Below are 22,799 nucleotides of genomic sequence, written 5' to 3' on the forward strand. Positions count from 1 at the left end.
AGCGCCGCGGTCGTGTCAAGAAGGTTGTGCCGCCGGGAGCCTATTTGAAGATCTCGCAGACCGTTGCGCGATCGGGTCGGCGCAGGCTGGCGTTGCGGGCCGATACGAGGCGCCACCACGCATCCAGCGATTCGCGGTCGCAGTGCAATTTGACGGTCATGCCGCCGGCGAACGTGATCCAGTCTGAAAAATGGTGGGCCGGCACCGCGATCACCACCGGAATGTCGGCGCCGAGCGCGTGTGCGATCAGGTGGGCAAGGCCCTTGCCCTCGCGCTCCTGGCGGCCGAAGCGGTTGACGATCAGGATATCTGCGCCTTCGTCGAGGATTCTCGCAATCCGCTCGCCGACGCCGGTCAACTGTCCGACGTCGAGCCGGCACCCCGCCGAAGCGTTCCTGTCCTGAAATAGTTGAAGTTGCTCGCCGGTAGGAACAAGCGTCGCCGACAGGCTCGCATCGGGACAGTAACGGCCGAGTTGAACGATGCCCACGGCCCGGTGGCCGTTGGCGTTCAGACCCGAGGCGAACTCACGCAGGATCGCGTCCGGATCCTGACCTTCCGTATAAACCAGGGCAGCGAGGTCGCATTGGGCGTCGAACATGATTCGCCTCCTCGATCAACGTCGCGGCGGCGCTCGCCGCGATTTTCCGGCCAAGTCCTGACGTTATAGCCAGATATATATCACGTAAGGGAGGATCAGGCCAGCGCGGAACGCTGCCGGCGGTCGACTGTTTGGCTGGGCCTCGCCGGTCGCTCGACGTCGTGGCGCTCCGGATCAACGAGCCCTGGTGTCTTTGTCTCGTTCCACGTTTTTTTTCGGGTGCCGGATGTCGTTCCGCAGCGCCTCGAGTTCCTTGTGGACGGCAGTTGAGGCATCGCGCTCGATCTTGCGATAGCGAGCGACCAGGGAGACCCCGAACGGGGTCAGGACCGCGCCGCCGCCATTCTTGCCGCCGGTCTGCCGCGCGACCGCGGCCTGCCGGCAGATGCGGTTTATTTCATCGACGAGATCCCAGGCGCGCTTATAGGACATGTCCATGGCGCGTCCGGCGGCCGAAATCGAACCGCAAGCCTGTATGCTCTCGAGCAACTCGATTTTGCCCGGTCCAATACGGCCCTTTGGGTCGAGATCGATCCGCAAGCTCAACGAGGGGATTGATTTGTTGGATGAAGCCTGCATGTCACGCCCGATGGTATCTGGAAACAGAAACTATACATCATTCCATGTTGAACGTCAGCTTTCGAATGATGCTATCGAGTGCGCTTGCCCTTCGAGAAGAGCGGGCGGTACTAATCCACGATCACCTTGCCGTGTTGGAAGTGATTCGCGCGCACAGTGGCCACGAGCGCGCTATGGCGCGGCGGACCGTTCGGTTCCGGGCAAGCCTCGTCCGGCCAAGTCTTGTGTCGCCAAGTCTTGTTCGGCCAAGTCTCGTGCGGCCAAGTCTCGTGCGGCCAGGTCTCGTCCGGCCACGTCTCGTCCGGCCAGGTCGCGCACCAGCGCCTCGATGCGGTCCAGATCCCGCACATGCAGATCCCGTTGAGGGTTGGGAAGGTTGATTCCCTCCTTGCGGAAGCGTTTGAGTATCTGGAGCCTGACCTCGTTGGCGGCACCGGCGTCGATGCCGATATGCGCGACGTGAAAGAACACCGTGAACTCCAGGGCGTCGGCGCCGAAATTGCCGAGAACGGCAAACGGCTCGGGTGATTTCAGCGCGCGCGGATGGTGGGCAACGATATCGAGCAGGATTGCGATAACCTTGTCCGGATCGGCATCATAGGAGGTGCCGACCGCCACCGAGAGGCGGGCCGAATAGCTGCCGTGCATCCAGTTGACCACCTGCCCGCTGATCAGGTCCGCGTTCGGCACGATGACCGAGACGTTGTCGTAGGTCGCGATTTCGGTCGCGCGCACGTTGATGCGTTTCACGACGCCCATGCGGGTGCCGACCTCGATGCGGTCTCCGACCTTGATCGGGCGCTCCACGAGGAGAATCAGTCCTGAAACGAAGTTGTTGATAATGGATTGCAGTCCGAAGCCGATGCCGACCGACAGCGCGCCGGCGACGATGGCGACATTTTGCAGGTTGAGGCCGACATAGGACAGCGCGATCAGGGTGGCGAGAATGACGCCGGCATACCCCGCGCCGGTGCCGATCGAACTGCGAACGCCGACATCGAGACTGGTTTCCGGCAGGAAACGCTCCTCAAGCCAGCGCTTGAGCGCGCGCGTGGCTACGACGCCGATGATAAAAACCGCAACCGCGCCGAGAATCACGGACGGCGCGATGGTGATATTGCCGATCTGGATGCTGAAGAACGCCGTGGACATCGACGTGGCGAGGTCGTCGGAACGGATTCCCCAGGTCGTGAGCACAACGAAGGCCGTCAACCCGATCAGCGCCAGTTGAACGAGGCCGCCGAGCACCGCCGCGATCTGGCGGACCGCGCTGCTGCCCAGACCCGCGGTTTGCCGCAAAAAGCGGCCGACCGCGCCATGAAACGCAAAAGTCGCATTGACGAGAACCGCTGCGAAGCGGCTCAGCAGCACGAAGCTCATAAGCGCGGCGATCACCACCACCATTTCGATCGTGATAAACCGGCCCAAGGCGGCATATCCCGCGAGCGGTCCGAGAATGGCGGCCATGGCCATCACCCAGCCGACCGGAATCAGCAGGCGCCACGCCGACTTGTTCACGGCGGTCGACGGGGAGGGGGTGGTTTCGTCGTCGGCTTCGGTTGTGGCCGCGACGCGAAGCGCGCCCATGAAGAGAAGTGCCTTCGCAATGGCGACCACGCTCCGGCTTGCAATCGAAAGTTCGATCGGCGCCCTGATCGCGAGGTTGATGGCGTCCACAACCACGCCGAACGCGATGACCATGGCGAGCAGCACCGCGTAGGATATCAGGCCGTCGGCAGCGGCATTGTCCATTTCGATCAGACGCCAAGTCGGACGTCCCGGCGCCAGCACCGCGATCGTCAGGCGGACGAAGAAGAAGCCGAAGGTGATGCCGATGAACGAGGCGCGAACGATCGGACTCACGTCGTCGGGCAGGACTCCCAGCATCATGAGCGCCTGATAGAGCACGAGCAGCGAGACGGCGGTGAGCGCGGTGTCCGCAAGGACGATGACGGCGGCCGACCCGGTCTTCCGCAGCGGGCTCGGACTGGCGATCTCGGGATCGCGTTTGGTCCAGCGCGACCACCAGCGCCGGCCCGGCGACAGGAAGAACCCGAGCACAACGACGGCAGCGATTGCGAAACCCGACGCCGCGCGAAGCGGTTGTGACGCCAGCACCCGGCCCCATTTGGACAGAAGATCGGTCAAGTGGCCGGCGGCAACCGGAACGGCGGTTGCGGCGGTGATCCAGAACGTGGGATTGACCAGGCTCGCGGAGCGCTGCAGTACCGAATCGTTGAACATCGCGCGCCGTCGATCGGAAATCGCCTCGATCGTCTGCTGAGCCCGCACGTTGATGAGCTTGGCCTGCTGAATGATGCCCTGCCGCGCGGCAACTTCAGCCAGCAACTTGGCGCGCTCGAGTTTCACATCGTCAGATGGCGGAGCGGTCGCGTCGGGACTTGGCGCGAGTTCGGCCGCCCGTGCAGTCGCTGCTTCGAGCGGCGGCGTGATTTCAGAGATCAGGTCGCGCGCTTCACCCTGCGTGGCAGCGGTCCGGTTTCGCAGATTGTTCAACACGGCATCGTCGATCACATGGGCGCCGAGGACAGCTTCGATCTGATCGAGCGTCTGCTTCCAGCCGTCGAGTTTCGACTGCGCTTGAGGAAACTGCGGTGCCGGAACGGACGGCAGATCTTCAGTAGGAGCCGCCGGCGGAGGCGCGGCCGCCGGGCTTGCCGGCTTGGCGGTGCCGCCATTTCCGGGAGCCGGCGTTCCGGCGTGCAACGGCAGCCACGCTAGAAACACGATGAAGAAAATTGCCGCGCGGATTATCTTCATGGCTCTCTTGCCTATCGTAACAGTGCTGAAATTGACGATGCAGCCTTCCGGAACGGAAGGCGAAGCCGGCCATGACGGTTGGTGTCCGGCTATGCGATGCGCGTGAGGCGCGCCATTTTGGTTTGGCGGTACGATAGGCAGAAATCCGCCTATTGTATGTATTTCAGTTCAGCCGCTGGTTGCTTGAATGGCAGGCGCAGCCGCGTCCCGTCAATGCCTGCATCCGTTCGTCGATGCCCGGCTCGATTCGTTGATGCAAATAACCTGAACCGAACCGGTCCTGCTGAGCTGACATGCCCGCGGGCGGTTCGGCGATTTCGCCGGATGGCGCATATACCTTATTGATATTATTTGTATTTATTTGGCTCTGGCCTGAGTGATGAACCTCACGGTCTCCCCGGCACCGATGATCCAGGATGCGCCATCGACAATGGCCGCAGAGTTCATCGCAATCGAGGAGCCAAAGATGACCACCATTCGCACCGGGATTTTCCGTCAGATCGCCGTGACCCTGACTATCGCAGGTTTATTCGTCATGCAGGCCAGCGCGAGCCACGCCTTCACGGCCGAAGCGCAACGGCAGTGCACCGGCGATGCGTTCCGCCTGTGCAGCTCTGAAATTCCGGATATCGGCCGGATCACCGCCTGCATGGTCAAGAATCGCCCCAGCCTCAGTTCGGGCTGCCGCGTCGAGCTCGACAAGGGTTTGGCCGCTGCGAAATCGCACAAGGTCGCCGAGCAGTAAGCGGTCGCGCGTCTTCGCCGGTTGCTATCGGTTGGTGATCCCCGTCATACTCGCCTATGATTGGGCAAGTACCGCAAGGTGTCCGTTGCGCAGCGGACAATGAGGATTACCAGATGGCAGGTATCAGCCCGCCAGCGAATCCGTCGTCAGAACCGGATTACGACGATAACTATGCCGCCATGATGGCGCGAGCACGGGCGCTCGTGCCGCAATTGCGCGAGCGGGCCGCGAGGACGGAAGAGTTGCGGCGGCTGCCACCCGAGACCGAGAAGGATTTTCATGCGGCCGGCTTGTTCAGGATTCTGCAGCCCAGGCGGGTCGGCGGCTCCGAATTCGACTACGTGGCTCTCGTCGACTTCGCGGAAGCGATCGCCATGGCCGACGCATCCGCCGCGTGGACGCTGGCGAACCTTGCGAGCCATCACTGGATGCTCGGCATGTTCGAAAGCCAGGCGCAGGACGCCGTCTGGAGCAAGGATGCGACCGCATTGATCGCTTCATCCTTCGTATTTCCGTCAGGCCGCGCCAGGAAGGTCGAGGGCGGTTACCGGTTGCAGGGCCACTGGCCGTTTTCGTCCGGTGTGGATTGCTGCGACTGGAACATGCTCGCGGGGATCGTCTCATCCGATGATGAAGCCGACGGCATTGAGTACAGGATTTTTCTGCTTCCCCGCGAAGACTACCGCGTTATCGACATGTGGAACGCCGCCGGCCTGAAAGGAACGGGCTCCAACGACGTCGCTGTCGACGACGTTTTCGTCGAAGACTGGAAAACGCTGTCCGTTGCCGAGATTGCCGGTGGTCCGTCGCCCGGCAGCGCCGTCAATCCAAACCCGCTTTATGCGCTGCCGGTATTTGCACTGTTTCCCTTCGTGCTGTCCGGGGTGGCGCTTGGTAACGCCCGGGGCTGCCTCGAAGACTACATCGAGGTCGCACGCCATCGCGCAACCACCTATAGTCGCGCCATGCTCGGCGATCTTCAGTCCACGCAGATCAAGATTGCCGAAGCGTCCGCGAAGATCGACGCCGCGCGGCTCGTCATGCGCTCGATTTGCATCAGGGCGATGCGTGATGCGCGGCGCGGACTGATCCCGGACATGGCGGTCAAGACCGCATGGCGTCGCGACGGCGCCTATGCGGTGAACCTGTGTACCGAGGCGGTGTCGCTGCTGGTTGCAGCGAGCGGGGCGCGCGGGTTGTTCGCCGGCTCGCCGCTGCAGCGGCAGTTCCGCGATGCGAACGCGATCAATTCCCACATCGCGTTCAGCTTCGATGCGGCGGGCACGGATTACGGCCGGGTTGCTCTCGGTCTGCCGTCAAAAAATCTGACGCTGTGAGGTCGTCTGATGACAGGCGGTCCTGACTTCCCCGGCGCGCCGGATCCGGCCAATGAACTCGCGAGCGACCAGTCCTCGCTCGATCCGCGCGACTTCCGCAATGCGCTCGGAACCTATGCGACCGGCGTCACCATCATCACGGCCGCCGACGACGCGGGAAACCCTCACGGGCTGACGTGCAACTCGTTCACATCGGTCTCGCTGAATCCGCCGCTGGTGCTGTGGAGTCTCGTGGTCTATTCGCGGAACATGAGCGTCTTCCAGAACGCCAGCCATTTCGCAGTCAACGTGCTCGGCACCTCGCAGCAGGCACTGGCCGTCAAATTCGCGACGCCGTCGAGTCGCAAGTTCGAAGGGGTCGAATGGACGCCGGGTCTCGGCGGCGCTCCGCTGCTGTCCGGCGGCGTTGCGAATTTTCAATGCCGCACCGTCGATCGCTATTACGGCGGAGACCACGTCATCTTCCTCGGCGCCGTGGAGTCCTACAGCTACAACCGGCACGAAGCGCTGTTGTTCGCCCGCGGCAAATATGGCCGTTTCGTCGGCGAATGATTGGGAGCACATCGATTTGAGAGCACCGTGGCCGATCCGATCCTGATTGCTGGAATTCCCCTCGATTTCGTTCTCTTTGGGTTCATTCTGCTCGGCATCGCGCTGTTTCACCGCCATGCGCTTCCGATCGCCGTGATCGGTCTCGCTGTTATCATCAGCTACAAAGTCGGCTTCACCGGTTTCAAGTCCGGCGCAGGGTGGAGCGGGCTCGGCCGCCACATGGTGCACGAGTGGGTCACGCTGGCGAACCTGTTCCTGCTGCTGATGGGATTTGCCATTCTGTCGCGGCACTTCGAGGAAAGCCGGATACCGGACGAAATGCCGGCGCTCCTGCCCGATGACTGGAAAGGCGGTGCCCTTCTTCTCGTCATCGTTTTTGTACTGTCGAGTTTTCTCGATAATATCGCGGGAGCGCTGATCGGCGGTACGGTCGCGCGCCACGTTTTTCGGGGCAAGGTCCACGTCGGCTATCTCGTCGCGATCGTCGCGGCCTCCAACGCCGGCGGCTCCGGCAGCGTTGTCGGCGATACGACGACGACGATGATGTGGATCGACGGCGTCAGCCCGCTCAGCGTCGTGGAGGCCTATGTCGCGGCCGTGGTGGCGCTCGCGATCTTTGCGGTTCCGGCCGCGATCAGGCAGCATCGCTTTTCGCCGATCGTGAAGAAGTCGCCGAGCGGCTTGCGCGTGGACGGCGCCCGGGTCTTCATCGTGGCAGTCATCCTGATCGCGGCATTGGTCGCAAACGTGACCGCGAACCTGAAATTCCCGGCGCTGCTCGATACGCTTCCCGTGCTTGGGCTTGCAGTCTGGGCCGCGATCCTGCTGACCGCGTTCTTGCGCGCGCCGGACTGGACCATCATGCCCGAAACCTTCAAGGGCACAATCTTTCTTCTGGCGCTCGTGACCGCCGCCTCCGTGATGCCGGTGGAGACGTTGCCGGCAGCATCGTGGCAAACGACGCTCGGCCTCGGCTTTGTGTCGTCGGTGTTCGACAACATCCCGCTTACCGCGCTGGCGCTCAAGCAGGGCGGCTATGACTGGGGATTTCTTGCTTACGCCGTCGGCTTCGGCGGCTCGATGGTCTGGTTCGGCTCCTCCGCCGGCGTGGCGCTGTCGAACATGTTCCCCGAGGCGAAGTCGGTGGGCTCATGGCTCAGGCACGGATGGCCCGTCGCGATCGCTTACGTTGCCGGCTTCTTTGTGATGCTCGCCGTTCTCGGCTGGCATCCCGATCAGCCGCATTGAACGCCAGTCTCAATTCAAACGTGAACGGGAGAATGGACGCGGCCGGCATGTCCGAACACGCGCAGGTAGCGTTCGATCTCCGAGGGCTCGCCGCTCGCCTTCTCAGGATTGTCCGACAGTTTCACGGCGGGACGACCATTGACCGACGTCACCTTGCAGACGATCGAGATCGGGTCGAGGTCGGCGGTGCCGTCAGGCGAACATCCCACGAAGTCGTTGGTCAGGTTGGTGCCCCAGCCGAAACTTAACCGGACACGCCCGGCGAAATGCCGGTGCGTCTCCTCAATTGAATCCACGTCCATGCCGTCGGAAAATACCAGCATCTTCTCCCGGGGATCGCGCCCCTTTTGCTCCCACCACTTGATGATCTGTTCGCCGGCCGCGATCGGCGGAAGGCTGTCCGGGCGGAAGCCGGTCCAGTCCGCCACCCACTCCGGCGCGTCGCGCAGGAAAGCCTTGGTGCCGAAGGCGTCGGGCAGGGCGACCAGCAGGTTGCCCCCATAGGTGTGCCGCCATTGGTCGAGGATGCGATAGGGCGCACGGCGGAGCGCGTCGTCGTCGTCGGCCAGCGCGGCCGCGACCATCGGCAGTTCATGCGCGTTGGTGCCGATGGCCTCCAGATCGCCGTCCATCGCGAGCAGAACGTTCGACGTGCCGGTGAAGGCGGGTCCCAGTGCTTCCTTGGCGGCTTCGACGCACCAGCGCTGCCAGAGAAAGCCGTGACGCCGCCGCGTTCCGAAGTCCGACAGCCGCAGGTCGTCGAGCTTGCGCAATCGTTCGAGTTTGCCCCACAGCTTTGCCTTGGCGCGCGCATACAGCACATCGAGCGCGAAACGACCTTGGCCCCTGGTCACCTGGCGGGACCGCAACTCGTTGAGAATGGCGAGCGCCGGAATCTCCCACATCGTGGTGTGGGTCCACGGCCCGTGGAAATGCAACTCGTACTGGCCGTCGACCTTCCGCAATTCGTATTCTGGAAGCCGGAACGCCGCGAGCCAATTGATGAAGTCCGGCGTGAACATCTGGGTTTCGCCGTAAAACGTGTTGCCCGCGAGCCAGATCAGCTCCTTTTTACTGAAGGCAATGCTGCGGGCATGGTCGAGTTGCGCCCGCAATTCACCTTCGTCGATAACCTCGGCAAGCCGGACATGACGGCTGCGATTGATGACGGAAAAGGTGACATGCTCGTTCGGATAGAATTCCCGGATCATCTGCAGCATGAGCAGCTTGTAGAAATCGGTATCGAGCAGGCTGCGCACGATCGGATCGAGGCGGAAGCCGTGGTTATAGGTTCGCGTCGCGATATCCGTAACGGTCATGCCCTAAACTATAAGGCAGACGCGTGATCGCGAACAGGCCGGTTTGGCGTCGCGCGGGCACGCGAAAGCGCAAACCCGGAAATCTGGTCCGTGGGTCGTCCGGGTTTGCCGATGCGCCGTTGTACATCGGTGATCGCCGCTGAGGCGGCATCCGTTTCGAACCTTGACTAAAATCCGCCTCCCGGAAGGAAACCGTATTCCGGAAGGCGCCGTTGCGCATCCGGAGACAGCAGGTAGAGCGCGAAGCGATACGCAGCGTCCTTGCGGCCCGCGTCCTTGATTGCCGTCAGGATCGTCAGGCCGTAGTTGATGGGCATCGCGAGCGGCGGAGGCACTTCAACCCGCGTCAGCGGCAGATCCGACGGCTTTTCAGTTTCGACGCCGATTTTTGTATGCGAACTGCAGTAACCGATGAAGACATCGGCCTCGTGCCGTGTAAAGAAATAATGCATCGCCGTTTCGCCCGCCGGCAACTTGGGGCTCGCTGGTCCTCCAACCAGTTGATGCGCGTTTCTGATGAGAGTGTCCTTCGCGCCGGCGCGAACCGTCTCTGCTCGATCGAAGAATTGCCAGGCGTAGTCACCGCCCGGATCGGCACCGGGCGTCGACGTGCCGATTTTTACTGACGGCTCAAGCAGTTTGTCGAGCAGGTTTGCTTGAGTGAGGCCAAGCTCCGCGCGGCCGGTCACGCATAGTCGGTTCCTGGCGAAGATGACCGGTCGCGTACCGGCGTCTTCGACGAAAAGGCGCTGCGGATGCTCCATGTTGGCGGAAACGTAAATGTCCGCGCCGCCTTCCTTCTGAATCCTGTTCAGGAGCAGACCTGCCGGGCCGAATGTGAATTCAAACTTCTGGCCCGTCGCCCTGGCATAGTCCTCCGCAATTGCGGGGAGGATGCCTCGCGTGCTTCCCGCCGCGTAAACCCGCAGTGCCGGCGTCTGTTCCTCCGCTTCCGCCCGGCAGACCCATGAGCCGACGATCGTCGTCAGAGCGAGGACGCTAGCATATGTGACCGCGATAGCCCGGCTCTTCATAGTTCAACCTGTAACGACGCGCGGAAAGTCCGCGGCGCGCCCAAAGTGCCGGTCGCTGAACCCGTCGCGTTATACCCATTCTGAGCGGCCGGCGTCACGTTGGCCCAATAATGAGCATCGGTGACATTGAAAGCATCGAATCGGAACGTCACCCGCTTGTCGGCAATGAGTTGCGAATAGCGCATGCCAAGATCGAGCAATGCGTAGCCGGAAACGAATGACGTGTTCGCGTAATCCGTCGGCCGGTTCGTCGCGTAGGTGACGTTCCCGGTGAATGTCAGTCCCTGGACAGTAGGAACATGATATTCGACCAGACAATTCGCGACGAATTGCGACAAGCCCAGAATGCGTTGGCCGTCAGTTTGCGGTGAGCCCGTATTGTAGAGCCGTGGGTCAATGAACGTCATCCCGCTGAATACGGTCCATTCGTCGTTAATGGCGCCTGACGCCATCAGTTCAATGCCACGATTGATCTGCGTCCCTTTCACGGAAAAAACATTGTCCGTCCCGGTGTAGGCATAGGGCCGTTCGATTCTGTAGAGCGCGGCGTTCAGGTTGAAGCGCCCGAAATCGAATTTGACGCCAAGTTCATTTTGATTGCTTCGATAAGGGGCCAGAGTCTGGCCCTGGTTGGCGGTGCCAGCCGGCGCACTGTCGCCTTGCTGCAAACTATCGGCATAGGTGTAGTAGGTGGTTATGTCCTTACGTGGCTTGAACATGATGCTGCCGAGCGGACTCCATCCCGTAGCGCTGGACGCGCTCGTGAGGCTGCCAACCGAATTATAGTTGTGGGTGTCGATCCAACTGTCGCTGATGGCGCCCAACACCGACCATTGATCGTTGAAAGCAACGGTGTCACCCAAGGTGAGCGACTGCTGGAAGGTGTTCACGGATCTGTAGCGGTTTTTGAAATCCGGAAAATTCGGCTCGGGATAGATCGACGGATTGTCGAGGCTGGCGCTTCCAGCCGTGATTGTTCCTCTCTGGAACGGCGTGTAGCGATCCCAGGAGAAACCGTTGGTGGCGAGAACCAGATCGTGCTTGAGCGAACCCGTCTCGAAACGGCCGTTCAGCGCGGCTTGATTGCTGTCCACTGTGTCAAGGCTATAGGTCGTCGTCGCCGCGGTGGTTACGTAATTTCCAGCGTTGTTCGTGATCGTATTTGTCGGAACGGTAGAGGCGCGATCGCTTGTATTGCGGGAGACTCCGGCGGAGAAGCTCCAGTTATCGTTAAAATCGTGCTTGATGCGGCTACTCAAGAATGTTGTCGTGTTGTCGTCTCCTCCCCACGGCTGGCCGTAACCAACCTTTGTCGGGTCGACCGCTGCCGGAAAGAGGACGCCCTTTGCAACGGCGAACGTTCCAGGCAATCCCTCCGTCTTGTAATGATAGATACTCGCATTCGTCTCGAGCACCGTGTCGGGGCTGAAGTGAATATCGCCGCCGAAGCTGGCGAGTTGACGCTGCAGCCGGCTGTTGCGGACGTAGCTTTCGCCATCCTGATCGAGAAGGTTCAGTCTATAGCCGAAGCGATGCTCCGGGTCGGCGAAGCCGCCGAGATCCGCATGCGCGAACCACTGGCCCGTGGAAAGATAGCCTGCCGTCAAACGCTGCAAGGGATCGACGGTCGGGCGCTTCATAACGTAGTTGAAGGTTCCACCCGGTTGAGCCGGGCCAAACAACGCGCCGGCAATCCCGTTCAAGACGTCAATGCGCTGAAATTGTTCGATCGGATATTCGGTCGTGGCGGCGATATTCAGCCCATCGATGCGCGTGTTTTGCACGACGCTCGCCTGAACACCGCGCGTCTGCGGACGGACGTTCTCGCCCTGAACCGAAGGAATGAAGCGGAACGCTTCACGCACGCTTTGGATCTGCTGGTTCTCGGCGAAACCTTCTGAAATCGTATTGACCGAGAAAGGCGTATCAATCAGCGGCTTCTTGCCCAGCGGCCCGAGTTCTACGCGGTTGACCTTGTAATCAGGAGTCACGTCGGAAGTTTGTGACGCATCGCTTCGGACATCGATTGTCGGAAGCATTTCTTGAGCCGATGCGCTTCCACACAGCGCTACCAGGATCGACAATGAAGGAACTCTGCGAAGGCGGTAACGCCTGGGGCGACGGGCAGACGACATCTGGTCTCCTTAGCGGCAAATATTGCTATATTCATACAAATATATCGATGGCGCTGCATAGGATGAAAATGTCACAGTGTCTGACTCCGTGACGAAGACCGGTGGTATGCCTCGAGGCCGTATCGCGGGAGGGGTCCTGCGGCGCATCCGGATGTCCCTGAAACGCATCCGGCGCTATAACCGGCCTTGCCGGTGATCGTTGTTGACGGCAAAAGAATTGACAGGAACGGCGCGGTCACGACATCTGCTAGCATTGCGGTTGCGCGGCCGAAGAGGTCGCGCGGACTTTTCCCTGGAACGCAGACCTGATTGCCGGGCAGGAGAGAGATGATGCGAAAGTTTTTGACGGTGCTGGTGGTGCTCGCCACCTTGAGCCTGACCAATTGCGGCTACAACGCCATCCAGTCGCAGGACGAGCAGATCAAGTCCGACTGGTCCGAGGTAGTCAATCAATACCAGCGCCGCGCCGACCTGGTGCCGAACCTCGTCAACTCGGTGAAGGGCTTCGCACAGCAGGAGAAGGACGTCCTGCTCGGCGTCACCAATGCACGCGCCAAGGTCGGCAGTATCCAGGCGACGCCGGAAGTGCTCAACGATCCGGCCGCGTTCCAGAAATTCCAGGCCGCCCAGGGCGAGCTTTCCAGCGCGCTGTCACGCCTTCTGGTCGTCACCGAGAATTATCCGCAGCTCAAATCCGACACGCTGTTCCGCGACCTGATGAGCCAGCTCGAAGGCACCGAAAACCGCATCACGGTGGCGCGCAACCGCTACATCAAGGCGGTGCAGGACTATAACGTCACCGTCCGTTCGTTCCCCACCAACCTGACCGCCATGGCGCTGGGTTACAAGGCCAAGCCGAACTTCACCGTCGGCAACGAGAAGGAGATATCGACCGCCCCGAAGGTCGATTTCAATCCGGCGCCGGCCGCGCCGGCGAAGTAACCGGCACAGCCGGTGACGGTGATGCGCATCCTGAAGGCGGCGCTGTTGGCGCTGATGCTGTGCTGGATCGGCGCGGCATCCGCCGATGTCGCGGTGCCGCCTTTGACCGGGCGCGTGGTCGATCTGACTGCGACGCTGAACAGCGATCAGAAGGCGTCGCTCGAACAGGAACTGAAGACGTTCGAAGACCGCAAGGGCAGTCAGGTCGCGGTGCTGATCGTGCCGACCACCGCGCCGGAAACGATCGAGCAATATTCGATCCGTGTTGCCGACCAATGGAAGATCGGCCGCAAGAAGATCGACGACGGCGCGATCCTGGTCGTCGCCAAGGACGACCGCAAGCTCCGGATCGAGGTGGGTTACGGCCTTGAGGGCGCACTGACCGATCTCACCTCGAAGCGCATCATCGACGAAGAGATCGTGCCGAAATTCCGCAACGGCGATTTCGCTGGCGGCGTCTCGGCCGGCGTGGATCGCATGTTGCGCGTGATCGACGGTGAGCCGCTGCCCGCGCCAAAACCGCAGGGACAGTTTGCGAACAATTTCAATGTCGATGATCTCTTCAATCCGTTCGTCATTGTCGGCGTGCTCGTCCTCGGCGGAATCTTCCGGAGTGTCCTGGGTCGGCTGATCGGCTCGGTCGCGACCGGCGTTCTTGCCGGCGTCGCGACCTGGATATTCGTCGGCTCGCTGATGGTTGCCGGGATTGCCGCGGTGCTGGCGTTCGTTTTCACAGTCGTGGGCGACACCATTATCTCCAGCGCGGGGCGGGGTGGCGGCACCTGGATCGGCGGCGGTCGGGGAGGTGGGTCGTTCTCCGGCGGCGGCGGCTTCAGCGGTGGCGGCGGCGGCTTCGGTGGCGGCGGCGCATCGGGGAGCTGGTAGGATGGGCATCGGGCGCATCGGCAGGCATCTGATCGGGCATCGCTGGCGGGTGCGAAAGCATTTTCCGCCTGACGTGATGGCCGCGATCGAGCGCGCGATCCGCGCCGGCGAGAGCACCCATTCCGGGCAGGTGGTGTTTGCCGTGGAAGGCGCGCTCGATGGCGTCCCGCTGTTTCGCGATCAGCCGGCGCGCGAGCGGGCGCTCGACGTGTTCGCGCATCTTCGGGTCTGGGATACGAAGCACAATAATGGCGTGCTGATCTATCTGCTGCTCGCCGACCGCGACGTCGAGATCGTCACCGATCGCGGCATTCATGCGAAGGTCGGCGCGGCGGTCTGGAAGGCCATCTGCGCCGCGATGGAGGCCGAGTTCAAGCAAGGCCGTTTCGAGGCCGGAGTCGTGAAAGGCATCGAAGCCGTTTCCCGGCAGCTTGCAGAACAGTTCCCGAAGCAGGGAGCCGGCCCGAACGAACTTCCCGATGCGCCGGTCGTGATCTAATCGGGTCGTGGATGGCCGAACGTCGGCCGCATGGCGCGTCGAAGCCGATTATTCCGGCTTCCCCCTCAGTCGTTCTTGTAGATCACGCCGTCCTTCATGATGAGCCGGAAGTTTCTCTGCGGATCGGCGAGGAGATCGATGTTGCTGAGCGGATCGCCCTCGACGAGGAGAAGGTCGGCGAGAGCGCCGACTTGCACAACGCCGAGCTTGCCGGGATAGGGTGAGCGCGGGCCGCTCAGCGCCAGGAGCTGGGCATTGTCGTAGGTCACCAGCCGGAGAATTTCGGCAGGGGAGAACCACTGCTTCAGCGACAGGATCAGGCGATTCTGTTCGGCGTTGAGTTCCGGCTCGAAGAGGATGTCCGTGCCCCATGCGAGCTTGACGCCGTACTTCTTTGCCAATGGCCAGATGCGGGCGTTGCCTTCCACGATGCTTTTGCGCTTCGCGCGCCGCTCCGCCGTCATGTTCGGCGAATCTGCAATCAGGTTCTGGGCGCTCAGCCAGATGCCTTTCTCAGCCATCAGCTTGACGGTCGGCTCGTCGAGCAATTGCCCGTGCTCGATGCACTTGACGCCCGCCTCCATCGCCCGGCGGACCGCGCGGGGCGTATAGGCGTGGACGGCGACATAGGTATTCCAGTCGGAGGCGGCATCGACCGCGGCCTTCATCTCGTCGAGAGTATATTGCGTGACGTCGATCGGATCGTAGGCCGACGACGTACCGCCGCCGCCCATGATCTTGATCTGGCTTGCGCCCATTCGCAGGTTTTCGCGCGTCGCGGTCAGGACCTCGTCGCGACCGTCGGCGATAAAGGTCGCGCCTTCTTCCTCGGCGCGAGAAGGTTTGCCGAAGAAGCGGCGCGAGCGCTCGTCCGGTGTGCGGAAGTCACCGTGCCCCGAGGTCTGCGAGATGATCGCGCCCGACGGCCAGATCCGCGGTCCCCGCACTTTCCCGCTGTCGATCGCCTTCTTGAGCGGAAAGATCGGGCCGCCCATGTCGCGAACGGCCGTAAAGCCGCGTAGCAGCATCTCGGTCGCCGATTTCGCCGCGGCTGCGCCGAGCTGCTCGGCTGTCGTCTTCGGATCATAGAGATCGCTCAGCAAAACCGCTCCGAACGTCATATGGACATGCACGTCGATCAGCCCCGGCATCAGCGTGCGACCTTTGCCGTCGATGATTTCGGCCTTGGAATCGGCGTCAGCGGATGGTCCGATTGCGGCGATGGTATTACCGCGGATCACGACGCTGGTCGGCGGCCCGAGATGACCCCCGACCACGTCCAGCACGCGCACATTGCGGAAAATCGTTTCGGCGACGGGCTGCTGCGCCGCGGCCGGCACGGGGGACAGTGCGAGAAACGTGGCTACGACCAACGCGGCTCGACAAGAGTGATGGATGCGCGATTTATTCAACATGCCCAATACGCTCCCCGTATGCTTCCCTGTGGCCCTTATATGGCTGCGTCACGAGCGAGCTCGTGGCGCGCTTCGCCGGCCTCGGTTAAACCGTTTTGTCGGTCGGAAAAAATCCTAAAATTTCCGCAATGGTGCCGAAGGTAACGATTCCGCAAGCAATGAAAAGTTACCAAATGGTCAACCTATCATGGAGGTTTCTAACGTGAGCGACCATTCGTCTGATCGGGCCGATAGCGGCCCCCGTGACAAAATTGCCGGGTTGGACATGTCGTCACGCGCCGCGTCTCCGGAGCTTGCGCCGGAGCAGGAATTGTCCGCGCCGCCGCCCGACGACATCGTGGCGCCGAAAGCCGAAGCGTCCGAGCCGGGGCTCGATGCTGAAACCGCGAAGGTAGAGGCATCCCCGGTCGAGCCTGAGCTTGAGGCCAAAGCTCCGGAGGCGGCAGCGCCATTGACCGAGCCGCAGGTTGAGGCAGATGTGCCGATGGCGGAAGCGCCGTTGATGGAGCCGAAGATCGAGTCCGAGGCTCCGAAGATGGATGCCCCGATAATCGAGCCGAAGAACGAAGCCGGGACCGCGAAGGCGGAAGCACCCCCGATCAAGATTGAGCCCGCGGCTCCGAGGGCGGATGCACCCTCGATCGAGTCCAGGCTCGAACGTGAAACTCCGAAGGTGGACGCGACGCGAGAGACCGGCAAGCTGGTGATGGTGCCGCCGTCTCGCAATACGTCATGGGATCGCCCGGCGATGGATCGGGGAGCGGCGGCAGATCGCGGTGCGCAGCGGTCCGGGAAGCGACGCCTCGCGGCGATCGCGGCGACCGCAGTCTTGGCCGCGATCACCGGCGCCATTGGCGGCTCGCTGGCGACATCCGGCCTTCGTCATGGCGTTGCGAGCGAGCAGTCGTCGGCAACGGCTGGTCAGACCCAGGCTCTGGAAGCCACGATCAGGCAGCTCCAGTCCGAGGTTGCCACGCTGAAGACGGGCATCGACCGCTCGGCCAAGGGCGATGCCGGCCAGTTCGCCAGGATCAACGATCGCCTGGACCGGGTTGAAAAGGCGCATGCGGAGTCGGCGGTCAAGCTGACCAGGCTCCACGAGGCACTCGACAAGCAACATGCGGCCGTCGCGCCAGTCGTCTCTCCTGCGACCGCAACGCCAACGGCCGCCGCGACGAACGTGACCGGGTCGATTCCAGCGGCTGCTGCTCAAACTGCCGCCACCGCGCCGGTGCCGTTGCCGGCGCCGAAGCCCGCTGTCGCACGTTTGCCCGCGGTCGAGGGCTGGGTGTTGCGCGATGTCACCAACGGCGGCGCGTTGATCGAAGGGCGCGGCGGTCTCTATGAGGTCTATGCCGGCGATCCGGTGCCAGGGCTGGGCCGCGTCGACGCGATCCGCAAGCAGGACGGCCGCTGGGTCGTGGTCACCAGCCGAGGACTGGTCGTTTCGCACTGACGGGCGGCAGCGGCCTCGCGACCGGATAGGCGCGCCGGAACTATTTCGTCCGTCGCGGTTTGATGCGCAACGATCTATCCGCGGGGCACGCAGTGATGAACGAGCCGGAGCAGAGCGTAAAAGAGCGCAATCGCGAGATTGCTCAGAACGAGCGCGAGCGCACGGCGGATAGTGCCGTGCGCCTCAGTTCGTGGGCAATAGGTGCTGCCGTCATTCTGGGTCTGATCGCGCTCGGGCTCGCGTCGCCGTGGCTGGGCCGTTAGAGCATGATCCCGAAGCGTGGAAACCGGTTTTCGGAAAAAGATCATGCTCAAACAAAAAGATGAGCGACGAGTCTGATTCACCGCAGTTGAAACAGACTCAAGCGAAACTCCCTCGTCATTTCGGGAACGTCGCGAAGCGACGAACCCGGAATCCAGTCGTCTCATGATTCTGGAATTACTGGATTTACAGATAGCCGCCATGCGGCTTCTGGAATGACGACGGAGAACTTCGGTCATCGTTCGGGTAGAACTCGCTCTCGCCACCATCCCCGCCGCACGCAGTGGTTTTGGCGTAGTCGTTGCCCCGATGGATGTCGGCTACCCATCTCCGCTCATCAGCGCGGCGTTGCCGCCGGCTGCGGCGGTATTCACCGTCACGGTCTGTTCGGTCGCGAAGCGCGCGAGATAGTGCGGGCCGCCCGCCTTTGGGCCGGTCCCCGACAGGCCGTGACCGCCGAACGGCTGCACGCCGACCACAGCGCCGATCATGTTGCGGTTGACGTAGATGTTGCCGACTTCGAGACGATCCACGATCGCTTCCACCGTGTCGTCGATGCGCGAGTGGATGCCGAGCGTCAGGCCGTAGCCGGTATCGGCGATCGAGCGCAGAACCGCGTCGAGACCGGACGCGCGATAACGCACGACGTGAAGGATCGGGCCGAACACCTCTTCGGTCAGTTGCCGGGCGTCGGCCAGCTCAAAGATATGCGGCGCGACGAAATTGCCGGACGCGGGCGCTCGCCCGGCGAAATGCACGCGGGCCTCGCGCGTCATGCGCGCGATATGCGCATCGAGCCGCTCCTTTGCCTCGCGGTCGATCACCGGGCCGACATGCGTGGCGGGGTCGGACGGATCTCCGATCTTCAGTTCGCGCGCGGCTCCCGCGATCGTCTCGATCATGCGGTCGGCCACGTCCTCCTGCACGAACAGCAGCCGCAATGCCGAACAGCGCTGACCGGCCGAGCGAAACGCCGAGGTCACGACATCGTCGGCGACCTGCTCGGGCAGCGCGGTGGCGTCGGCGATCATGGCGTTGATGCCGCCGGTCTCGGCGATCAGCGGCACGATGGGGCCGTCCTTGGCGGCGAGTGCGCGATTGATCGACCGCGCCACCTCCGTCGACCCTGTGAAGACGACGCCGGCGATGTCGCGGTGCGCGACAAGCGCTGCGCCTGTCCGTCCATCGCCCTGAACTAGGTGAAGCGCCGCTGGTGGAATGCCGGCCTGGTGCAGCAGGCGCACGGCCTCCGTTGCGATCAGCGGCGTCTGCTCGGCGGGTTTCGCGACCACCGTGTTTCCCGCCATCAGCGCCGCCGTCACTTGTCCGGTAAAGATCGCCAGCGGGAAATTCCACGGCGAGATCGCGGCAAAGACGCCGCGCCCGCGCAGCCGCAGCGTGTTGCGTTCGCCGGTCGGCCCGGGCAACGGCTGTGCATCACTGAACAGCTTGCGACCCTCCGCGGCATAGTAGCGGCAGAAGTCGGCCGCCTCACGCACCTCCGAGACGGAATCGTCCAGCGTCTTGCCGCCCTCCCGCTGCAGCAGCGCGATGAAATGCGCCGAGCGCTGCTCCAGCAAATCGGCTGCTCGTTCCAGCGCGGCTACCCTGGCCGCAGCCGGCGTGCGGCTCCATGCAGCAAAGCCATCGCGCGCCGCTGCAACGGTGCGGCTCACGTCCTCCGGCGCGTTGTGCTTCACCGTGATGGTGGACAATTTTTCCGCCGCGACGTCGGCAACCAGCCGGTTCAGCGCCGCGCGCTCGCCGAATTCGATGCCGCGCGAATTGACGCGTCCGGGCCGGAACAGATCGCGCGGCAGCGGGATCGTCGCATTCGCCGCGTCGTCGGCTTTGCCGACGATCTCGGCGGGCCTGCGAAGCAGCACGTCTGCCGGCACACCGGGATCGGAGGCCATCGCGACGAAGGACGAGTTGGCGCCGTTTTCGAGCAGACGCCGCACCAGATAAGCGAGCAGGTCACGGTGACTGCCGACCGGCGCATAGATGCGGCAGGCAAGACCCGGGCGATCCTTCACGAGTTGCGCGTAAAGCGCCTCGCCCATGCCGTGCAGGCGCTGGAATTCGTATCCCTCGTCGCCCTCGGTCAGTTCAAGAAGCGTGGAGACGGTGAGGGCGTTATGGGTCGCGAATTGCGGAAAAATCCGCGGACGCAGCGCCAGCAGTTGCTTCGCGCAGGCGATGTAGTTCAGATCGGTCATCGCCTTGCGGGTGAACACGGGATAGCCGTCGAGCCCGCGTTCCTGCGCGCGCTTGATCTCGGTGTCCCAGTAAGCGCCTTTCACGAGACGAACCATCATCCGCCGGTTCAGGCGTCGCGCGAGATCGTCGATATAGTCGATCACCGCCGAGGCTCGCTTCTGATAGGCCTGGATGGCGAGGCCGAAGCCGCTCCAGCCGGAGAGCGAGGTCGCCGCGGCGACAGCGGCAATCACGTCGAGCGACAATTCCAGCCGGTCGGCTTCCTCCGCGTCGACCGTGAAGTTGAGATCGCGCGTCTTGGCGCGCGCGGCAAGATCGACGACACGCGGCACCAGTTCCGTCATCACGCGTTGCCGGCTCACCGCCTCGAAGCGGGGATGCAGCGCCGACAGCTTGACGGAGATGCCGGGGCGGTCGGGCAGGGGGTTGTCGCCGGCGCGCTCGCCGATCGCCTGGATCGCGGCGGCGTAGGAGTTGAAATAGCGTTCGGCATCCGCTTTGGTGCGCGCGCCTTCGCCAAGCATGTCGAAGGAGTAGCGGGCGTGATCGGCCGAGTGCGCGTGAGTGCGCGCCAGCGCCGCCTCGATGGTCTCGCCGAGCACGAAATGGTTGCCCATCAGTCGCATCGCCTGTCGCGTCGCTGCTCGTACCGCCGGAACGCCGATCCGCTTGGCGAGCCGACCGATGGTACCCTGCGGCGTCTCGCCCGGCTGGATGACGAGCGCGGACAGCCCGAGCGCCCAGGCGGATGCGTTGACAAGGAATGCGCTGGACCTGGTCTCGTGATGGATGAAGTCGCCTTGTCCGAGCTTGTCCTCGATGAACCGGTCCGCCGTTTCGGCATCGGGCACGCGCAGTAGCGCTTCTGCGAGCACCATCAGCGCGAGGCCTTCCTTGGTCGACAGTGAAAACTCGCGCAGCATGTCTTCGACGCCGCCGAGCGGATCGTCGTTCCGCCGGATGGCGTCGATCAGGCCGCGCGTGGTGCGATCGATCCGCGCCTCCCGTTCAGGCGCGAGCTGCGCCTCGGCCAGCAGCCGCTTCGCCATGGCCCGGTCGTCCGGCGCATAGGGAGCCGAAAACGGCGGTGGAAGCTGGGATGACATCGGCTATTCCTCGGCCTTCCGCAAAACTGCCGTTTGAAAAAGTCATGCTGGTCGTACGCGCGCGACGCGAATCTGACATGCTGTTGCGGCCGCGTGACCCTTTCTCCAAGTGAACAAGCTAAGCTCGATCCGGCATGGAGCCAATGGGGCGACGGTACCCGTGAATGCATGAGGCGTGATGGCAAGCTTTCCGAACCGGCGAACCGACGCACCGCACGCGTGCGGTATTTGGCGTTTGTTGGCGGCGGCGACGATGCTGCTCGCGGCGCAAGCCGTGGATGGTCGTGCGGGGGCGGCTGAACTCAGCCCCGGCATCGCGCAGCTTTACACCTCCGTCTCGATCTATCCGCCTAGCGCGAAATCCATGACGGTCTGCTACGGCTTCGTCTGCCGTCGCCGGGAGTCTCTCGATTTCACGTCTGCCGACCGCGGCGCACTGACACGGATTCTGGCGTCAGGCCGGTCGTCGGCTGCCGCGGAGCGCCGGGCGGTTCAAAAGGCGGTGGTCTGGTTCGATCGCCGCATGGGGCCGGTACTCGGAACGGACAAGCGGGTGGCGCGGGCCGATTTTCGCGCCGGCGACGACAGCCACAACTTCGATTGCTGGGACACCACGCGCAACGTCACCAGCCTGTTGCTGGTCCTGCAGGACTGGGGGCTGCTCAAATTTCATACCGTGGGGAATCCGCATTATCGCGGCAATACGCTCGCGCTGCAGACCCCGCACAATACAGCGGTGCTGGTCGAGCGCGCCACGCATGCGGAATGGGTCGTCGACATGTGGCCACGGGGCTACGCGCAATTGCCCGACGTCATGACCCTGGATCGATGGATCAAGGAAAATTGATCAACGCGATGCCGCGCGGTCGCCAGCTTTGCTGGCCGATCGTCGTCGCCGGCGGATCGAATCTACGGTGGCGTAGACCTGATTGCGTCGGCGGAGCCGGTGTCGTTTGCCGCGGAGTGCGTCCCGTCGTCGGAACGCGACTTACCCGGGAGGATCGCGTCGTCGCGTCAAACCTTGAGGTTTTCGGCAGAGGTTTTGCCGCGGTTGGCAACTTCCTCGAATTCAACCGTCTGACCTTCGTTGAGCGTGGAAAGACCCGCTTTTTCGACGGCCGAAATATGGACAAATACATCCTTGCCGCCACCAGCCGGCTGGATGAATCCATAACCTTTGGTCGGGTTGAACCACTTCACAGTACCCTTAGCCATTCCCAAGTCTCCGCAGGATTGAAAAAGTCGTCGGCCCCCCGGAAACCGGCTTGTCCGACGGCGGACAAGATACGCGGTCTCGGCCCGGCTTGGTAGATCAAACACAAGATTGAACTATCTGAACCAACTCTATCCGCAGACGGTGCAATTTTGCCACAATTCTGGGCATCTCCGCCCTGAGTGGCAAGCCGTGGAGTTTCAACGGGTTTTCCTCCGGCAGACCGAATCGACCGGCGTGCGGTCCTGTGTTGGCCGGTCGTCCGCGACCCGAATGACGACATGGCGTTCAAAGCGGCGGTGAAAGATGCCCTCAGTTTTGCGGGGCTGCGCGCTCTTGCGCGCGGCTCACCGTTGCAGACGGCACGCATTTCCATCGCGCCATGGTCACCGCCAGCCTTCCAGCGCGAGTTTCAGATCGCCCTCGGTTTCGACAATGGCGTCAAGATCGACGTTATGTTTATATTGTGAT

Annotated in this window: 20 protein-coding genes; 11 read left to right on the forward strand and 9 right to left on the reverse strand. The window is 62.7% G+C overall.

Annotated features, from left to right (window positions below; genetic code table 11):
- Window positions 1-40: 40 nt before the first annotated feature.
- The 3 genes from ACS3WA_RS03345 to ACS3WA_RS03355 all read right to left on the reverse strand — a co-directional run bounded on the left by ACS3WA_RS03345 (window position 41) and on the right by ACS3WA_RS03355 (window position 3,961).
- Complete coding sequence (locus ACS3WA_RS03345; RefSeq protein WP_438277148.1) at window positions 41-601, reverse strand: DUF2478 domain-containing protein; 561 nt, start codon at window positions 599-601, stop codon at window positions 41-43.
- Window positions 602-775: 174 nt separating this feature from the next.
- Window positions 776-1,180, reverse strand: a complete 405-nt coding sequence (locus tag ACS3WA_RS03350) for a winged helix-turn-helix domain-containing protein (RefSeq protein WP_412774807.1) — start codon at window positions 1,178-1,180, stop codon at window positions 776-778.
- A 171-nt stretch (window positions 1,181-1,351) separates the two neighbouring features.
- Complete coding sequence (locus tag ACS3WA_RS03355) at window positions 1,352-3,961, reverse strand: DUF3772 domain-containing protein (RefSeq protein ID WP_438277149.1); 2,610 nt, start codon at window positions 3,959-3,961, stop codon at window positions 1,352-1,354.
- Between the two features lie 466 nt (window positions 3,962-4,427).
- On the opposite strand from ACS3WA_RS03355, the gene ACS3WA_RS03360 reads away from it, so the two are divergent.
- From ACS3WA_RS03360 to ACS3WA_RS03375, 4 genes are all read left to right on the forward strand, one after another.
- A complete protein-coding gene (locus ACS3WA_RS03360; RefSeq protein ID WP_438277150.1) occupies window positions 4,428-4,706 on the forward strand; it encodes a hypothetical protein in 279 nt (92 codons plus the stop codon).
- A 113-nt stretch (window positions 4,707-4,819) separates the two neighbouring features.
- On the forward strand, window positions 4,820-6,043 hold the full coding sequence (locus tag ACS3WA_RS03365) for an acyl-CoA dehydrogenase family protein (RefSeq protein WP_438277151.1): 1,224 nt from the start codon (window positions 4,820-4,822) through the stop codon (window positions 6,041-6,043).
- 9 nt (window positions 6,044-6,052) lie between these two features.
- Window positions 6,053-6,595, forward strand: a complete 543-nt coding sequence (locus ACS3WA_RS03370; protein ID WP_438277152.1) for a flavin reductase family protein — start codon at window positions 6,053-6,055, stop codon at window positions 6,593-6,595.
- A 27-nt stretch (window positions 6,596-6,622) separates the two neighbouring features.
- Complete coding sequence (locus ACS3WA_RS03375; RefSeq protein WP_438277153.1) at window positions 6,623-7,843, forward strand: citrate transporter; 1,221 nt, start codon at window positions 6,623-6,625, stop codon at window positions 7,841-7,843.
- A gap of 14 nt (window positions 7,844-7,857) precedes the next feature.
- Here ACS3WA_RS03375 and pncB read toward each other — a convergent pair whose 3' ends face one another.
- From pncB to ACS3WA_RS03390, 3 genes are all read right to left on the reverse strand, one after another.
- Complete coding sequence (pncB, locus tag ACS3WA_RS03380) at window positions 7,858-9,162, reverse strand: nicotinate phosphoribosyltransferase (protein ID WP_438277154.1); 1,305 nt, start codon at window positions 9,160-9,162, stop codon at window positions 7,858-7,860.
- Window positions 9,163-9,329: 167 nt separating this feature from the next.
- Window positions 9,330-10,196: an extracellular solute-binding protein gene (locus ACS3WA_RS03385; RefSeq protein WP_438277155.1), complete on the reverse strand. Its 867-nt coding sequence runs from the start codon at window positions 10,194-10,196 to the stop codon at window positions 9,330-9,332.
- On the reverse strand, window positions 10,193-12,280 hold the full coding sequence (locus tag ACS3WA_RS03390) for a TonB-dependent receptor (RefSeq protein WP_438277156.1): 2,088 nt from the start codon (window positions 12,278-12,280) through the stop codon (window positions 10,193-10,195). The genes ACS3WA_RS03385 and ACS3WA_RS03390 overlap by 4 nt, the downstream gene beginning before the upstream one ends.
- 381 nt (window positions 12,281-12,661) lie before the next feature.
- On the opposite strand from ACS3WA_RS03390, the gene ACS3WA_RS03395 reads away from it, so the two are divergent.
- The 3 genes from ACS3WA_RS03395 to ACS3WA_RS03405 are packed head-to-tail and all read left to right on the forward strand — an operon-like array spanning window position 12,662 to window position 14,657.
- A complete protein-coding gene (locus ACS3WA_RS03395) occupies window positions 12,662-13,273 on the forward strand; it encodes a LemA family protein (RefSeq protein ID WP_438277157.1) in 612 nt (203 codons plus the stop codon).
- A 21-nt stretch (window positions 13,274-13,294) separates the two neighbouring features.
- Window positions 13,295-14,158, forward strand: coding sequence for a TPM domain-containing protein (locus ACS3WA_RS03400; protein ID WP_438277158.1), 864 nt, complete (start codon window positions 13,295-13,297; stop codon window positions 14,156-14,158).
- A 1-nt stretch (window position 14,159) separates the two neighbouring features.
- Complete coding sequence (locus tag ACS3WA_RS03405) at window positions 14,160-14,657, forward strand: TPM domain-containing protein (RefSeq protein WP_438277159.1); 498 nt, start codon at window positions 14,160-14,162, stop codon at window positions 14,655-14,657.
- Between the two features lie 65 nt (window positions 14,658-14,722).
- On the opposite strand, the gene ACS3WA_RS03410 is transcribed toward ACS3WA_RS03405, so the two are convergent.
- Window positions 14,723-16,030, reverse strand: a complete 1,308-nt coding sequence (locus tag ACS3WA_RS03410) for an amidohydrolase family protein (RefSeq protein WP_438277160.1) — start codon at window positions 16,028-16,030, stop codon at window positions 14,723-14,725.
- Window positions 16,031-16,337: 307 nt separating this feature from the next.
- Here ACS3WA_RS03410 and ACS3WA_RS03415 point away from each other — a divergent pair, with 307 nt between their 5' ends.
- A complete protein-coding gene (locus ACS3WA_RS03415; RefSeq protein ID WP_438277161.1) occupies window positions 16,338-17,528 on the forward strand; it encodes a hypothetical protein in 1,191 nt (396 codons plus the stop codon).
- 92 nt (window positions 17,529-17,620) lie between these two features.
- Entirely contained in the window at window positions 17,621-17,791 is a 171-nt protein-coding gene (locus ACS3WA_RS03420; protein ID WP_438277403.1) for a hypothetical protein, read from the forward strand.
- A gap of 318 nt (window positions 17,792-18,109) precedes the next feature.
- Here ACS3WA_RS03420 and putA read toward each other — a convergent pair whose 3' ends face one another.
- Complete coding sequence (gene putA, locus ACS3WA_RS03425) at window positions 18,110-21,115, reverse strand: bifunctional proline dehydrogenase/L-glutamate gamma-semialdehyde dehydrogenase PutA (protein ID WP_438277162.1); 3,006 nt, start codon at window positions 21,113-21,115, stop codon at window positions 18,110-18,112.
- Window positions 21,116-21,368: 253 nt separating this feature from the next.
- Here putA and ACS3WA_RS03430 point away from each other — a divergent pair, with 253 nt between their 5' ends.
- Window positions 21,369-21,962: a hypothetical protein gene (locus tag ACS3WA_RS03430; RefSeq protein ID WP_438277163.1), complete on the forward strand. Its 594-nt coding sequence runs from the start codon at window positions 21,369-21,371 to the stop codon at window positions 21,960-21,962.
- A 167-nt stretch (window positions 21,963-22,129) separates the two neighbouring features.
- Here ACS3WA_RS03430 and ACS3WA_RS03435 read toward each other — a convergent pair whose 3' ends face one another.
- Window positions 22,130-22,330, reverse strand: coding sequence for a cold-shock protein (locus ACS3WA_RS03435; RefSeq protein ID WP_011511778.1), 201 nt, complete (start codon window positions 22,328-22,330; stop codon window positions 22,130-22,132).
- A 279-nt stretch (window positions 22,331-22,609) separates the two neighbouring features.
- Between ACS3WA_RS03435 and ACS3WA_RS03440 the strand changes: the two genes are divergently transcribed.
- Window positions 22,610-22,798 carry a hypothetical protein gene (locus tag ACS3WA_RS03440; protein ID WP_438277164.1) on the forward strand — a complete coding sequence of 63 codons (189 nt, stop codon included), beginning with the start codon at window positions 22,610-22,612 and terminating at the stop codon, window positions 22,796-22,798.
- Window position 22,799: the final 1 nt, after the last annotated feature.

The organism is Nitrobacter sp. (genome assembly GCF_051535235.1).
In the GTDB taxonomy this organism is placed as follows: domain Bacteria; phylum Pseudomonadota; class Alphaproteobacteria; order Rhizobiales; family Xanthobacteraceae; genus Nitrobacter.

Coding starts and splice junctions, on each gene's coding strand:
- ACS3WA_RS03360 (WP_438277150.1), top strand. CDS start 4,428: ATGACCACCATTCGCACCGGGATTTTCCGTCAGATCGCCGTGACCCTG.
- ACS3WA_RS03395 (WP_438277157.1), top strand. CDS start 12,662: ATGCGAAAGTTTTTGACGGTGCTGGTGGTGCTCGCCACCTTGAGCCTG.
- ACS3WA_RS03365 (WP_438277151.1), top strand. CDS start 4,820: ATGGCAGGTATCAGCCCGCCAGCGAATCCGTCGTCAGAACCGGATTAC.
- ACS3WA_RS03370 (WP_438277152.1), top strand. CDS start 6,053: ATGACAGGCGGTCCTGACTTCCCCGGCGCGCCGGATCCGGCCAATGAA.
- ACS3WA_RS03415 (WP_438277161.1), top strand. CDS start 16,338: ATGTCGTCACGCGCCGCGTCTCCGGAGCTTGCGCCGGAGCAGGAATTG.
- ACS3WA_RS03350 (WP_412774807.1), bottom strand. CDS start 1,180: ATGCAGGCTTCATCCAACAAATCAATCCCCTCGTTGAGCTTGCGGATC.
- ACS3WA_RS03440 (WP_438277164.1), top strand. CDS start 22,610: ATGGCGTTCAAAGCGGCGGTGAAAGATGCCCTCAGTTTTGCGGGGCTG.
- ACS3WA_RS03355 (WP_438277149.1), bottom strand. CDS start 3,961: ATGAAGATAATCCGCGCGGCAATTTTCTTCATCGTGTTTCTAGCGTGG.
- ACS3WA_RS03405 (WP_438277159.1), top strand. CDS start 14,160: ATGGGCATCGGGCGCATCGGCAGGCATCTGATCGGGCATCGCTGGCGG.
- putA (WP_438277162.1), bottom strand. CDS start 21,115: ATGTCATCCCAGCTTCCACCGCCGTTTTCGGCTCCCTATGCGCCGGAC.
- ACS3WA_RS03430 (WP_438277163.1), top strand. CDS start 21,369: ATGCTGCTCGCGGCGCAAGCCGTGGATGGTCGTGCGGGGGCGGCTGAA.
- ACS3WA_RS03345 (WP_438277148.1), bottom strand. CDS start 601: ATGTTCGACGCCCAATGCGACCTCGCTGCCCTGGTTTATACGGAAGGT.
- ACS3WA_RS03385 (WP_438277155.1), bottom strand. CDS start 10,196: ATGAAGAGCCGGGCTATCGCGGTCACATATGCTAGCGTCCTCGCTCTG.
- pncB (WP_438277154.1), bottom strand. CDS start 9,162: ATGACCGTTACGGATATCGCGACGCGAACCTATAACCACGGCTTCCGC.
- ACS3WA_RS03435 (WP_011511778.1), bottom strand. CDS start 22,330: ATGGCTAAGGGTACTGTGAAGTGGTTCAACCCGACCAAAGGTTATGGA.
- ACS3WA_RS03400 (WP_438277158.1), top strand. CDS start 13,295: ATGCGCATCCTGAAGGCGGCGCTGTTGGCGCTGATGCTGTGCTGGATC.